The organism is Polaribacter uvawellassae (assembly GCF_039748955.1).
Taxonomy (GTDB): Bacteria; Bacteroidota; Bacteroidia; order Flavobacteriales; family Flavobacteriaceae; genus Polaribacter; species Polaribacter uvawellassae.
In genome coordinates this window covers 654,134-667,799 of sequence record NZ_JBDIZN010000001.1, presented here as the reverse complement: position 1 = coordinate 667,799, position 13,666 = coordinate 654,134, and the positions used below count along the sequence as shown (strand labels likewise).

At 31.5% G+C, this 13,666-nt stretch carries 11 protein-coding genes; 10 read left to right on the top strand and 1 reads right to left on the bottom strand.

The window, feature by feature from the left end; genetic code table 11:
• Positions 1 to 5 precede the first annotated feature (5 nt).
• On the top strand, positions 6 to 722 hold the full coding sequence (locus ABDX67_RS03070; RefSeq protein ID WP_347173472.1) for a LamG domain-containing protein: 717 nt from the start codon (positions 6 to 8) through the stop codon (positions 720 to 722).
• Positions 723 to 787: 65 nt separating this feature from the next.
• Positions 788 to 2,458, top strand: coding sequence for an RluA family pseudouridine synthase (locus tag ABDX67_RS03065; RefSeq protein ID WP_347173470.1), 1,671 nt, complete (start codon positions 788 to 790; stop codon positions 2,456 to 2,458).
• Between the two features lie 33 nt (positions 2,459 to 2,491).
• On the opposite strand, the gene ABDX67_RS03060 is transcribed toward ABDX67_RS03065, so the two are convergent.
• On the bottom strand, positions 2,492 to 5,152 hold the full coding sequence (locus ABDX67_RS03060; RefSeq protein ID WP_347173468.1) for a DUF5916 domain-containing protein: 2,661 nt from the start codon (positions 5,150 to 5,152) through the stop codon (positions 2,492 to 2,494).
• 254 nt (positions 5,153 to 5,406) lie between these two features.
• Between ABDX67_RS03060 and rplM the strand changes: the two genes are divergently transcribed.
• The 8 genes from rplM (at position 5,407) to asnS (ending at position 13,664) form a co-directional block, all read left to right on the top strand.
• Positions 5,407 to 5,862 carry a 50S ribosomal protein L13 gene (gene rplM / locus ABDX67_RS03055; protein ID WP_301402519.1) on the top strand — a complete coding sequence of 152 codons (456 nt, stop codon included), beginning with the start codon at positions 5,407 to 5,409 and terminating at the stop codon, positions 5,860 to 5,862.
• Positions 5,862 to 6,248 carry a 30S ribosomal protein S9 gene (rpsI, locus tag ABDX67_RS03050; RefSeq protein ID WP_347173467.1) on the top strand — a complete coding sequence of 129 codons (387 nt, stop codon included), beginning with the start codon at positions 5,862 to 5,864 and terminating at the stop codon, positions 6,246 to 6,248. The genes rplM and rpsI overlap by 1 nt, the downstream gene beginning before the upstream one ends.
• A 148-nt stretch (positions 6,249 to 6,396) precedes the next feature.
• Entirely contained in the window at positions 6,397 to 7,191 is a 795-nt protein-coding gene (rpsB, locus tag ABDX67_RS03045; RefSeq protein ID WP_347173466.1) for a 30S ribosomal protein S2, read from the top strand.
• Positions 7,192 to 7,215: 24 nt separating this feature from the next.
• Positions 7,216 to 8,187 carry a translation elongation factor Ts gene (gene tsf, locus ABDX67_RS03040; protein ID WP_347173464.1) on the top strand — a complete coding sequence of 324 codons (972 nt, stop codon included), beginning with the start codon at positions 7,216 to 7,218 and terminating at the stop codon, positions 8,185 to 8,187.
• A 163-nt stretch (positions 8,188 to 8,350) separates the two neighbouring features.
• The gene (gene pyrH / locus ABDX67_RS03035) at positions 8,351 to 9,058 is read left to right on the top strand and encodes a UMP kinase (protein ID WP_347173462.1); all 708 of its coding nucleotides are present in this window, start codon (positions 8,351 to 8,353) and stop codon (positions 9,056 to 9,058) included.
• Positions 9,059 to 9,086: 28 nt separating this feature from the next.
• Positions 9,087 to 9,641 carry a ribosome recycling factor gene (frr, locus tag ABDX67_RS03030; protein ID WP_347173461.1) on the top strand — a complete coding sequence of 185 codons (555 nt, stop codon included), beginning with the start codon at positions 9,087 to 9,089 and terminating at the stop codon, positions 9,639 to 9,641.
• Positions 9,642 to 9,742: 101 nt separating this feature from the next.
• Complete coding sequence (locus ABDX67_RS03025; protein ID WP_347173459.1) at positions 9,743 to 12,124, top strand: efflux RND transporter permease subunit; 2,382 nt, start codon at positions 9,743 to 9,745, stop codon at positions 12,122 to 12,124.
• Between the two features lie 106 nt (positions 12,125 to 12,230).
• Positions 12,231 to 13,664, top strand: a complete 1,434-nt coding sequence (gene asnS / locus ABDX67_RS03020; protein WP_347173458.1) for an asparagine--tRNA ligase — start codon at positions 12,231 to 12,233, stop codon at positions 13,662 to 13,664.
• The last annotated feature ends 2 nt before the right edge of the window (positions 13,665 to 13,666 follow it).

Here is a 13,666-nt window from a genome sequence, read left to right as displayed (position 1 = left end):
TTTAAATGAACACCAATTCTAAAACACTTCTGATATTACTAATTATTGTTATGAGTAGTTGTACCAATTATTTTTTTCTAAAAAATGTTCCTATTAAAAACGTTCCTTTTATAGAGAGTTTTGATAATCAAGAAGCTTTTAAAACAAATTGGATAGACAACTCTTTTGGGCATCCTAAATCGTATTCCTTAGAAAACAATCGTTTAAAAATTACAACACGTGCTCACCGAAAAGACCGAGTAAAAGTAAAAACTGTACGAAAAGATTTTGGGCTTGGTACTTATCAATGGAGTATTTATGTGCCTCAATTTGACTTAAACGACCAATGTAGTATTGGTGCTTTTATTTATCATTCAGGAAAAACATCTTACGAAATAGATTTTGAAATAGGATCAGGAAACAAGGAAGATCGAAAAGAAGTAAACGCAAAACCTAATGAAGCACTTGTACATTGCACATCGCAATACAGCCCTAATTCTTCTGGTACTTTTAAAGTAATTACCGAACAATGGCATACTTTTAAACTTGAATTGACAGAAAAAAAGAATAGATATTTTGTAAAATGGTATATTAATGATGTTTTGGTAAAAACATTACAAACCAAAATAAAAACAAAACACAAGTTTACTGTTCATAACAGTCTAGAAAATTTATCGTTTATGGGAGAACATTTACCTTCTAAAGAAAATTATGTGCTGTTTAATTCTTTTACGTTTCATTAAAAAAACCAACTTTAAAAACCTGAATTTTATAAAGTATATTTGCATACAATTTAATTCATGCTTTAGTGTCTACATATTTTCAAACCTTTTCTAGATCTATAAACGAAATTGAACTTCCCAAAAAGTTTACATTTCCGTTTTATTATGAACCGCATTTGTTATGTGAAATAGCAGCAAAAGAAGTACAAAACTATATAGAAACTCAAACTGATTTTGAGCATAATTTTGGTTTAGATCCTTCTAAAAAAGGATTGGCTATTGGAAAAATGTTTGGTGTTTTGGTTGTTGAAAACCAACAAAACCAAATTGGTTATATTACTGCGGTTTCAGGGAAATTAGCCAATACAAATATTCATAAAAAGTTTGTCCCGCCAGTTTTTGATATGTTGACCAAAGATTCTTATTTCTTACAGGAAGAAGCTGTTTTAAATAACATCAATTCTAATCTTGAGAACCTAGAAAACAATACAGAATATATAGAGTTGATTTCTCAATTAAAATCAGAAAAGAAAAAAGCGGCGATTGATATTCGAGAGAAAAAAGAAGCTTTAAAAGCTGCTAAAAAAGAGCGCGATATCAAAAGAATAAAAGCGCAATTGAAATTAGAAGAATATGCAGCTTTTGAAGAATTGCTTAGTAAAGAAAGTTTAGAAGCAAAATATTTTTTTAACAATGTAACTCGTTTTTGGGAACATACTTTAAATGCTATCAAAGAAAAACTTGCTGTTTTTACTACTCAAATTGATGCTTTAAAAGAAGAGCGAAAACTAAAATCTGCTGCTTTACAACAGTATTTATTTGAACAATATCAGTTTTTAAATTCGGCAAAAGAAACTAAAAACTTGTCAGAACTTTTTGCAAAAACAACTGAGCAAAATCCGCCTGCGGGTTCTGGAGAATGTGCTGCACCGAAATTATTACAACATGCATTTTTACACAATTTAAAACCCATTGCAATGGCTGAGTTTTGGTGGGGAAAATCGCCAAATACAGAAGTCAGAAAACACCAGTATTTTTACCCAGCGTGTCAAGGAAAATGCAAACCAATTTTAGCACACATGTTATCGGGAATTGAAATGGATACAAATCCGATGTTGCAAAATCCAGCAATTGGAAAAGAACTCGAACTCATTTTTGAAGATGAAGATGTAATCGTTGTTCACAAACCTGCAGAGTTTTTATCGGTTCCTGGAATTCACATTCAGGATTCTGTTTATACGAGAATCAAACAACAATATCCAACTATTTCAGGTCCAATAATTGTCCATCGGTTAGACATGTCTACTTCTGGATTGGTAGTTTTGGCAAAAAACAAAAAGGCACACAAAGACTTACAAAGTCAGTTTATCAATAAAACAGTTTCCAAAAAATATGTGGCTTTATTGGATGGAAATCTTAAAGAAAATTCTGGAACAATTAGTTTGCCTTTGCGAGTAGATTTAGATGACAGACCAAGACAATTGGTTTGTTTTGAACACGGAAAAAAAGCAGAAACTAAATGGGAAGTTATCGAACGAAAAGACAATACAACCAGAGTTCATTTATTTCCAATAACTGGTAGAACACATCAATTAAGAGTTCACACATCGCATTCTTTGGGATTAAATATTCCAATAATTGGCGATGATTTGTATGGTAAAAAAGCAAATCGATTGCATTTACACGCAGCGTTTTTAGAGTTTACACATCCAACAACAAAAGAAAAAATGGCGTTTCATAAAAAAGCCGAGTTTTAAAAACTCGGCTTTCTGGTATCTATTTATAATCAACTACAACATAAATCGATACGTTGCTTTTATCAAAAAGATATTGTGTGCTGTTTGTCCAAAAATATTATCGTTTAAACTTGGCAATAATTTATCCATCGGATTTCCGTTTCTCGTCAATCCTTGAGACCAAACTAAAAAGATTTCTGATCCAGGAATATATTCCCAACGGGCAACTAAGTTAGATTGAAATTGGATAAAAGAAAAATCTGGATTTCCAATAGTATAATCTGTAGTTGCATCTGTATTTTCATCAACCAAATAGCTATCAGAATTAGAATCGTACATAATTTGATTGCTATCGTATTGTTGAAATCTGTCTGTAAAATTGCTTGCCAACGAATTGGTAATGTATTTAAAGTTGTTATATCTTCCTCTAGAAATAAACGGAGAACCGTAATATTGTATGGTTAGTTCTGGAGTAATTGTATAATTTAATCGCAATGACAAATTGAATGTATCTTGGTCTAAACTTGCATTGATATATTTTGGAATACTATTATTTCCAATTCCAAAATTCTCAGTTGTTACATATTGCAATTCTTGATTGTTTGAATTAACACCTGCAGATACAGAAATATTGAACGAGTTTATTGGTACATACTTCAAGTTTATCGATGCGTTTTTTCTTGTAAACGAATTGCTTTCACCTTTGGTTTGATTTAAGCTTATTCTAAATTGAAGTTTTTTTCTTTCATCACTTTGTAAATACCAATTTGTTTCAAATGATTTTGGCAAACGCAACATGGGTCCGCCACGCAAAGCAGAGTCTGTAAAGTCTACAACAGCATAGTGCATTCCGTAACCAGTTCCCCAATTGTTATTAAATTTTGCATGTGCATTATTATTAAAACCTAAATACGTATGTTTTCCTTCAAAATTCCAAGAAGCATAATGATTGTAATTTACTTGTAAAGATCTAAAAACAGAAAATGGTTTTAATGATTTATACGCCATCCAATTATAATGCGTGATGTCATCCGCATTTCGTTGAAAACCCATATCGTTCATTTCTAATTCTGGTGAACGCCAAGTTACTCCACTTTCAAAAAGGAATTTTCCTCCGCCACCTTTTCCTACTTTAAAATTTCCTCCAGTTCCTGTTAAAGAGGTTCTGTTTGGATCAACATTTACATGCGTAGCATCTACTCTTTGAAAATTGTGTCTAAGACTTGTTTGCGTATTGTAAATTGCTTGTTTACTTCCTAAAACTTTACTCATAACTAAGTTTCCTGCGGCGTACCAAGTTCTTTCATTCCATTGATGTTTAAAATCAACTCCGCCAGTATAAGCAGCATTATGAATATCTGTAATATTTGTGTCTGTTAAATTTCTATTTGATGCTGTAAAAATTCCGCCAATAAGTGTATTACTATTGTTGTATTCTTTTTGCAATCTTGTTAAAAAGTAGTTTGTTAAAGGTTCTATTACTTCTTGTCTTCGCGTTCCGTTAGTGTCTATTTCTGCAAATTCTTCTTGAGTTACTGCTTCTAAAATTCCGATAGATAAACCAGATTTTGTTTTTCCGGAGAATTTTGCAGCTCCTAAAATTGTAGTATTTCCAGGCCTTTGCACAAATTCTCCAGCTCCTGCTGTTGTTCCTCCTTGCGGACTTCTACCAATTCTACGAGAATAAAAAACATTGTCTCTTGTAAAAGGGCCGCCAGCTTCTGCTTTGGTAACTTGATAATCAAAAATGTTTTTGTTTTCTACAAAAAAAGGACGTTGTTCTTCTTGGAAAATTTGAAAACCATCTAACGAAATTGCAGATGGATCTGCTTCAACTTGGCCAAAATCTGGATTTACAGTAAAATCTAATGTTAAATTATTTGTAATTCCAACTTTACCATCTAATCCAAAATTGGTGCTACTTCTTTTTCCTGTTGCAAACGGATTTCCAATTTCTTTTTCAAAAGTTTCTGTTTGTCCAACTGCATAAGGTTGAATTTCTAATTGCTTTTGGGGTTTAATGTTTTTAATTCCGTGTAATTCTCCCATATTACTAATCCAACCAGAAACAGTTCTAGGCATTCTTTGCCAAAGCGTACGCTCATTTAATCTAAAATCCATTCGTTGAATTTGCATTCCCCAAACTTGTTCTACAGCATCTGTAAATCGAATTTGAGAAAGCGGGATTTTAAATTCTGCCGTCCAACCTTCTTCGTCAATTTTCGTTTTCACAAACCATATTGGGTTCCAACTTTTATCCCAACTTTTACCGTTTAAAGAAGCAAATTCTTCTCCTTTTACTCCTGCGGCGGTTACTGTAAATGCAAAAGCCGTTCTTAAATCGTGATAACTATCTAAATTTATCTCAATCCAATCTCCATCATTTCCATCTCTACGAGACAATCGTTTTACAATTTTATCTGGCTCAGAATCAAAACAACGAACTGCTAAATATAAATTCTTGTCGTCATAAATAATTTTAAATTTCGTTTTTTGTGTAGGTTTATTTCCTTCTACTGGCGATAATTGTGTAAAATTAGCATTCCAAGGAACTGCGTTCCAAGTTTCATCGGTAATATTGCCATCAATAATAGGTGCCTTTGTTATTTTTTTTGTTGTGTAAATTCTTTTCGGAACTTTTTCGTCTGTATTTTCTTGACAGTAAGTAATTTGCACAACAAAAAATGCAAGAAAAAGTGAGAGTTTTTTTATCATTCTTAATAATTGATTTTAATCTAGAAAAGTCTTTTCTGTTAAAAAGACTTAAAGAAAATGGAATTGTTACATTGATAAAACGAAAGTAGGATTTTAGTCTCTTAATTATTTGTTAAAATTTATATGTATTCTCTTAATTTTCAGCTTGTAAAATATTATTAAACAGTGTTTGTCTATTTAATATTTAGTTGTACCTTTGCAGACCTTTTTTAAGGGAAAATTTTTATTTATTAATTGACAAAAACTAAAGTGTAATGAACACATTAAGTTACAAAACAGTATCAGCAAACAAAGAAACTGCTAATAAAGAGTGGTTAGTTGTTGATGCGGACGGGCAAACATTGGGTCGTCTTGCTTCTAAAATAGCAATGCTTATTAGAGGTAAATACAAAACCAACTTTACACCTCACGTAGATTGTGGTGATAACGTTGTAGTAATTAACGCAGAAAAAATCACCCTTTCTGGAAACAAATGGGCTGATAAATCGTACATCCGTCACACAGGTTATCCTGGTGGACAAAGATCGCTAACTGCAACAGAAATGTTTGAGAAAGATCCTACAAGATTAATCGAAAAAGCAGTAAAAGGAATGTTACCTAAAAACAAATTAGGAGCAGCTCTTTTTAGAAATTTATATGTATATGCTGGTACAGAGCACCTTCACACTGCTCAAGAACCAAAAGCTATTAACCTTAACGATCTTAGATAATGGAAACTGTACACAAAATAGGTAGAAGAAAAACAGCTGTTGCTCGTGTTTATCTTACAAAAGGAAAAGGTAATATTACAATCAACAAAAGAGAGTTTACAAATTACTTTACAACTTCAACTTTACAATATAAAGTTCAACAACCTTTACAATTAACAGATAACTTAACGTCTTATGACATTAAAGTAAATGTTTTTGGTGGAGGTGTAACTGGTCAAGCAGAAGCAATTCGTTTAGCAATTACTAGAGCATTAGTATTTATAAACGAAGAAGACAAAGCACTTTTAAAACCTCATGGATTATTAACAAGAGATCCAAGAATGGTAGAAAGAAAGAAATTTGGTCAGAAAAAAGCAAGAAAAAAGTTCCAATTCTCGAAACGTTAATAGCATACTCGAATTTATTTCGGTATTTCTATACAAACGTAGCGATGAATTGTTCATTTATAATTTAAATAAACAGTTTAGCATCTAAATAGGTAAGACTCTTTTTATAAGGCTACTTACTTATTGCTACATTAAAAGAAAGTAAACAATGGCAAACGTAAACATTAAAGAATTACTAGATAGTGGAGTGCATTTTGGTCACTTAACTAGAAAATGGGATCCAAACATGGCTCCTTACATTTATACAGAACGTAATGGTGTACACATCATCGATTTGTATAAAACAGCTGCAAAAATAGAAGAAACTGCTGCTGCATTAGAGAAAATCGCTAATTCAGGTAGAAAAATTTTATTTGTTGCAACTAAAAAACAGGCAAAAGATATCGTTGCAGAAAAAGCAAAAAGCATTAGCATGCCTTACATTACTGAAAGATGGCCTGGAGGAATGTTAACAAACTTTGTAACTATTAGAAAAGCTGTTAAGAAAATGGCAACTATTGATAGAATGAAGTTAGATGGATCTTTTGATGCATTGTCAAAAAGAGAAAAATTACAAATTAACCGTCAAAGAGAAAAACTAGAAAAGAATTTAGGTTCTATTACTGATATGACTCGTTTACCAGGAGCAATTTTTGTAGTTGATGTTAAGAAAGAGCACATTGCAGTTGCAGAAGCTAAAAACTTAAACATTCCTATTTTTGCTATGGTTGATACTAATTCTGATCCAAGACCAATTGATTTTGTAATTCCTTCTAACGATGACGCATCGAAATCTATAGAAAAAGTATTAACTTTTATAACTGACGCTATCGCTAACGGTTTATCTGAAAGAAAAGCAGGAAAAGAAAAGACAAAAGAGGTTAAAGAAGCTAAAGCAGAGACTACTGAAAAAGCAGCTCCTAAAGCTAAAAAAACTGAAACTTCTACAGAAGAAACAAAATAATTATAATTAAAAAATATACATAACATGGAAACAGTTAAGATTAGTGCTGCTGATGTTAAAAAATTAAGAGAAGCAACTGGAGCTGGAATGATGGACTGTAAAAAGGCATTAGTAGAGGCTGGAGGTGACTTTGATAAAGCAATTGATGTTTTACGTAAAAAAGGTCAGAAAATTGCAGCAAAAAGAGCTGATAGAGAATCTACAGAAGGTGCTGCTGTAACTAAAATTAACGCAGACAACACTGCTGGTGTTGCTATCGTTTTAGCTTGTGAAACTGATTTTGTTGGTAAAAATGAATCATTTGTTGCATTAGCTGATCAATTTGCAGAAATCGCTTTAAATTACAATAGCAAAGAAGAGTTCTTAGCTGCTGATTTTGGAGGAATGACTGTTGCAGAAAAATTAATTGAGCAAACAGGAGTTATTGGTGAAAAGTTAGACATTACTGCTTTTGAAAGAATTGAAGCTGCTTATGTTGGTTCTTACACGCATATTGGTAAAATTGCAGCAATAGTTGGCTTAACTAGTGTTGTTGATAATGCAGATGTTTTAACAAAAGATCTTGCAATGCAAATTGCATCAATGGGAGCTACAACTTTATCTTATAAAGATTTTGACCCTGCTTTTATTGCTGCAGAAACTGAAGCAAGAATTGCAGTTATCGAAAAAGATAATATTGAGTTAGGTAGATTAGGGAAAACATTAAAAAATGTCCCTCAATATATTTCTATGGCTCAGTTAACTGAAGAAGTTTTAGCAAAAGCGGAAGAAGCTGCAAAAGCAGAATTAAAAGCTGAAGGAAAACCAGAACAAATTTGGGATAGAATTTTACCAGGTAAAATGGAAAGATTCATTTCTGACAACACAACATTAGATCAAGAACAATGTTTATTAGATCAAGTTTTTATTAAAGACGAAAAGAAAAATGTTGCCGAATACGTTAAAACGTATGGAGATGTTGCAGTAAGTGGATTTAAAAGAGTTACTTTAGGGTAATCTTAAAATTCTCAAAAAACTATATTAAAAACCATCCTTTTAGGATGGTTTTTTTATTTATAAAATCATAAACATCAATACAAAAAGCTTTCTAGGAAATTCTTATATTTGCCAAACCTTTGTTCCCACAAAAGTGGAAACCTTTTAAATATAAAAGCAACACATGCAATACAAAAGAATTCTTTTAAAATTAAGCGGAGAAGCATTAATGGGAGACAGACAATATGGAATTGATCCAAAACGCCTATCAGAATACGCAAAAGAAATAAAGCAAGTAGTAGAAAAAGGTATTGAAGTTGCAATTGTTATTGGTGGTGGAAATATTTTTAGAGGCGTTGCAGGAGCGAGCAACGGAATGGATCGCGTACAAGGAGATTATATGGGAATGCTTGCCACATGTATAAATGGATTGGCATTACAAAGCGCCATAGAATCTGCTGGTGTTAAAACAAGATTGCTAACCGCTATAAAAATGGAACAGGTTGCAGAGCCTTTTATTAAGAGACGAGCAGTTCGTCATTTAGAAAAAGGAAGAGTTGTTATTTTTGGTGCCGGAACAGGAAATCCCTATTTTACAACAGATACAGCTGCGGTTTTAAGAGCTATCGAAATTAATGCTGATGCTATATTAAAAGGAACTCGTGTAGATGGAGTTTATACTTCTGATCCAGAAAAAAATGAAGATGCAATAAAATTCGAAAACATTACTTTTAAAGAAGTAATTGAAAAAGGCTTAAAAGTAATGGACATGACAGCTTTTACATTAAGTGAAGAAAATAAATTGCCTATTATTGTTTTTGATATGAATACAAAAGGCAACTTACTAAAGTTAGTTTCTGGAGAAAAAATCGGAACAATTGTTAATAATTAATTAGCTATATTTTATAAAATTTTAAGTGATGAACGAAGAAATTGAGTTTATTTTAGACAGCACAAAAGAGCAAATGCAAAATGCAATAGAGCATTTAATAAAAGAATTAAGAGCTATTAGAGCAGGAAAAGCAACACCTGCAATGCTAGCAAATGTAGTAGTAGATTATTACGGTTCTCAAACACCGTTAAGTCAAGTTGCAAATGTAAACACACCAGATGCTAGAACCATTAGCATACAACCTTGGGAGAAAAACATGTTGCAAGAAATTGAAAAAGCAATTCAGTTAGCTAATCTAGGTTTTAACCCAATGAATAATGGTGACCTTATTATGATTAACGTTCCGCCTTTAACAGAAGAACGAAGAATTAACTTATCTAAACAAGCAAAAGCTGAAGGCGAACATGCCAAAATTGGTGTTAGAAATGCACGTAAAGATGCAAATAACGAAATTAAAAAATTAGATATTTCTGATGATTTAAAGAAAGTATCTGAAGCAGAAGTACAAACTTTAACAGATAAATTTGTAAAAGAAATTGACGCAATTCTTGATGTTAAAGAAAAAGAGATTATGACTGTTTAATAAAAAAATATTTATAAAATAAAAAAAGGAGCGTTCTAGAACGCTCCTTTTTTATGTGATAGGTTCTTAAACATTTCCTACATTTGCATAAATTTTACTGCATGAATTTTTGGACCAAAGTTGCCGGATTAATTTTAAGAAACAGATATCTTGTTTTATTATTAGTTGCTGCTTTTACCGCTTTTTTGGCTACACAAATGAAGTATATGAAGTTTTCATATACAGAGGCAAACTTACTGCCAGAAAATCATGAAGCCAATATAGAATACAATCAGTTTTTAGATATTTTTGGTGAAGAAGGAAATTTAATTATTCTAGCAGTAAAAGATTCTACATTATTTACTCCAGAAAAATTTAATGCTTGGAACAATCTTACCAAACAAATTGATGCTACTGAAGAAGTAGAATTCTCAGTTTCTATTGCAGATGTTCAACAATTAAAAGCAGATAGAAAAAATAGAAAATTTGTTTTAGAACCTTTATTAAATAAAACTCCAACTACTCAAAAAGAGGTTTCAGCAATAAAAAAACAATTGTTTGAAAACCTTCCTTTTTATGATAATTTATTATACAATAAAGAAACTGGAACAGTTCAAACAGCTATTTATATTGATAAAAAAATAGTAAATACACCTGTTCGTAGAGATTTTATTTTTAATGTTTTAATTCCCGCAATAGAAAAATTTGAGAAAGAACACAACATGCAAGTTCGTGTTTCTGGAATGCCTTATATACGTACTTTAAATTCTCAAAACATACAAGATGAAATTCAACTTTTTGTTGGAGGAGCCTTATTAATTACAGCAATTATTTTCTTCTTTTTTTTCCGATCGTATCGAGCAACATTTATTACACTTTTGGTAGTAATGATTGGTGTTACTTGGGCGTTTGGTTTTATTGGATTATTTGGATATGAGATTACGGTTTTAACAGCTTTAATTCCGCCTTTAATTATTGTAATTGGTGTTCCAAATGCAGTATTTTTAATCAATAAATATCAGCAAGAAGTTAAGAAACACGGTAACCAAGCAAAATCTTTACAACGTGTAATTTCTAAAATTGGAAATGCAACATTAATGACCAATATTACAACGGCATCTGGTTTTGCGACTTTTGTATTTACAAAGAGTCAACTGTTAAAAGAATTCGGAATTATAGCTTCAATAAACATTGTTGGTATTTTTATTTTAGCACTTTTAATCATTCCAATTATTTATAGTTTTATGCCATTGCCTAAAAAAAGGCATCTTAATCATTTAGAAAAACAATGGATTGATACTATTGTAAATTGGATGGAGAAAATGGTTCGTCATAACCGAATTGCCATTTACATTACAACAGTTGTTGTTATTATTCTTGGAATTATTGGCGTTTATCAAATTAGAGTTTCTGGAAGTTTGATTGAAGACATGCCAAAAGGAAGGCAATTTTATAAAGACATTAAGTTTTTCGAAAAAGAGTTTGGCGGAATTATGCCGTTAGAGATTTTTATTGACACTCAAAAAGAAAAAGGTGTAATGAAACTTTCTACACTAAAAAAGATGGAAAAAATCAATGAAGCCATTGGACAATTTCCAGAATTATCAAAGCCAATTTCTATTACAAACTTGGTTAAATATTCTAAGCAAGCCTATTATTTAGGCAATCCAAAATATTATCAATTGCCAACATCACAAGAGCAAAGTTATATTTTTGCGTACACCAAAAATTCTAACAGTAACTCTAACATGTTAACCAATTTTGTTGATTCTACTGGTAGATATGCCAGAATTACAACATTTATGAAAGATGTTGGCACCGATAAAATGACGATTATACAAGACCATTTAAACACAATTATTGCTAAAGAATTTCCTTCAGATAAATTTGATGTTCACCTTACAGGAAAAGCATTGGTTTTCTTAAAAGGAACCAATTATTTAATCAACAATTTAGTTATTTCTTTATCACTCGCTATCTTATTAATTGCATTATTTATGGCTTGGATGTTTAGATCGTATCAAATGATTTTAATTTCGTTGATTCCGAATATGCTGCCATTATTAATAACCGCTGGATTAATGGGCTTTATTGGAATTCCTATAAAACCATCAACCATATTGGTATTTAGTATTGCATTTGGTATTTCGGTTGATGACACCATACACTTTTTAGCAAAATACAGACAAGAATTACAAGCCAATAATTGGCGAATAAAAAAATCTGTTTATTGCGCGTTAAGAGAAACTGGTGTTAGTATGTTTTACACATCAATTGTTTTGTTTTTCGGGTTTTTAGTGTTTACAGTTTCTAGCTTTGGTGGTACAATTGCGTTGGGTGGTTTGGTTTCTGTAACCTTATTATTTGCAATGGTTTCTAACTTATTATTACTGCCATCATTATTACTTTCTTTCGAGAAAAAAATCACCAATAAGAAAGTATTCAAAGAACCTTCAATGAAAATTTTTCCTCCAAAAGAAAATCAGGAAGAAGAAGCAGAATAATTTCAAATTTTATTAACAAGAGTTTCGTTGTTAATTTTACGCTAAAAAGGTATCTTTGTCTTTCATTATTACCTTAGTAATCCTGTTAATTTTTTATTTTAAGAAGATGATTAGAAGTAGCGTATTAGAATTATTAAAATCAGACAAAATTTTACAAGAAGTAACCGTTAATGGTTGGGTTAGAACTTTTAGAAGCAATCGTTTTATAGCTTTAAATGATGGTTCTACAATTCATAATATTCAGTGTGTAGTAGATTTTGAAAAAACAGATGAAGCAACAATTAAAAGAATTACTACTGGCGCAGCAGTTAGCGTAAAAGGAACTTTAGTTGAAAGCCAAGGAAAAGGACAAAATGTTGAGATTCAGGTTTCTGAATTAAAGATTTTAGGAGATTCTAATCCTGATGAATTTCCTATTCAACCAAAAAAACACAGCTTAGAATTTTTAAGAGAAAATGCACATTTACGTGTAAGAACAAAAACATTTAGCGCAGTAATGAGAGTTCGTTCTGCACTTTCTTTTGCTGTACATAAATACTTTCAAGAAAACGGATTTAACTATGTAAATACTCCAATAATTACAGGTTCTGATGCAGAAGGAGCAGGAGAAATGTTTGGTGTTTCTACTTTTGAACCTAACAAAGCTCCGACAGACAAAGACGGAAATATAGATTACAAACAAGATTTTTTTGGCAAAGAAACCAACTTAACTGTTTCTGGGCAATTAGAAGCAGAAACCTTTGCAATGGCATTGGGTAAAGTATATACTTTTGGCCCAACTTTTAGAGCTGAAAATTCAAATACAACGCGTCATTTAGCAGAATTTTGGATGATAGAACCAGAAGTTGCTTTTATGGATTTGGATGGTAATATGGATTTGGCTGAAGATTTTATCAAATCGGTTTTAGCGGATATATTAAAAACTTGTAAAGATGATTTAGCGTTCTTAGACGAACGTTTAACACAAGAAGAGAAATCAAAACCACAAGCAGAACGAAGTGAAATGTCTTTATTAGAAAAGCTTCGTTTTATCACAGAAAATAATTTTAAAAGGGTTAGTTATACAGAAGCAATTGATATTTTACGCAATAGCAAACCGAATAAAAAGAAAAAATTTCAATATCCAATTAACGAATGGGGAGCAGATTTACAATCTGAACACGAGCGTTTCTTGGTAGAAAAACACTTTAAATGTCCGGTAATTTTATTTGATTATCCTGCAACTATAAAAGCATTTTACATGCGTTTAAATGAAGACGGAAAAACAGTAAGAGCCATGGATGTTTTATTTCCTGGAATTGGAGAAATTGTTGGAGGTTCTCAAAGAGAAGAACGTTTAGATGTTTTAAAAGAAAAAATGGCTGCTTTAGATATTGATGAAAAAGAATTATGGTGGTATTTAGACCTTCGTAAATACGGAACAGCAGTACATTCTGGATTTGGTTTAGGGTTTGAAAGATTGGTTCAATTTACAACTGGAATGGGAAATATAAGAGATGTTATTCCGTTTCCTAGAACACCACAAAACGCAGAATTTTAATA

Coding starts and splice junctions, on each gene's coding strand:
- ABDX67_RS03070 (WP_347173472.1), top strand. CDS start 6: ATGAACACCAATTCTAAAACACTTCTGATATTACTAATTATTGTTATG.
- ABDX67_RS03060 (WP_347173468.1), bottom strand. CDS start 5,152: ATGATAAAAAAACTCTCACTTTTTCTTGCATTTTTTGTTGTGCAAATT.
- rplM (WP_301402519.1), top strand. CDS start 5,407: ATGAACACATTAAGTTACAAAACAGTATCAGCAAACAAAGAAACTGCT.
- rpsI (WP_347173467.1), top strand. CDS start 5,862: ATGGAAACTGTACACAAAATAGGTAGAAGAAAAACAGCTGTTGCTCGT.
- rpsB (WP_347173466.1), top strand. CDS start 6,397: ATGGCAAACGTAAACATTAAAGAATTACTAGATAGTGGAGTGCATTTT.
- tsf (WP_347173464.1), top strand. CDS start 7,216: ATGGAAACAGTTAAGATTAGTGCTGCTGATGTTAAAAAATTAAGAGAA.
- pyrH (WP_347173462.1), top strand. CDS start 8,351: ATGCAATACAAAAGAATTCTTTTAAAATTAAGCGGAGAAGCATTAATG.
- frr (WP_347173461.1), top strand. CDS start 9,087: ATGAACGAAGAAATTGAGTTTATTTTAGACAGCACAAAAGAGCAAATG.
- ABDX67_RS03025 (WP_347173459.1), top strand. CDS start 9,743: ATGAATTTTTGGACCAAAGTTGCCGGATTAATTTTAAGAAACAGATAT.
- asnS (WP_347173458.1), top strand. CDS start 12,231: ATGATTAGAAGTAGCGTATTAGAATTATTAAAATCAGACAAAATTTTA.